Raw genomic sequence first — 301 nt, forward strand, 5'->3', positions numbered from 1 at the left:
GGCAGCCACCTTCGGGTGGCTGTGTGTTGAAACTCTTAGCCACAATGAAATAGTTTTATCAACAGAAAGGCAGCCACCTTCGGGTGGCTGTGTGTTGAAACCGGCAAGCAACTGTTGTATCCATCGGCTATCAAAGGCAGCCACCTTCGGGTGGCTGTGTGTTGAAACCGCTTTTTGTTAAGGCTTTATCCTTAACTCTTGAGCAGCCACCTTCGGGTGGCTGTGTGTTGAAACGGCTCAATCCTGTTCGGCTCACGCTTTGCACGTTCGCAGCCACCTTCGGGTGGCTGTGTGTTGAAAC

1 CRISPR repeat array is annotated in these 301 nt (G+C 51.8%).

The annotated features are described in order from the left end of the window. Position 1: 1 nt before the first annotated feature. A CRISPR array of direct repeats spans positions 2 to 301; the repeat unit is 32 nt; unit sequence GCAGCCACCTTCGGGTGGCTGTGTGTTGAAAC.

Source organism: Aggregatibacter sp. oral taxon 458 str. W10330 (assembly GCF_000466335.1).
Taxonomy (GTDB): Bacteria; Pseudomonadota; Gammaproteobacteria; order Enterobacterales; family Pasteurellaceae; genus Aggregatibacter.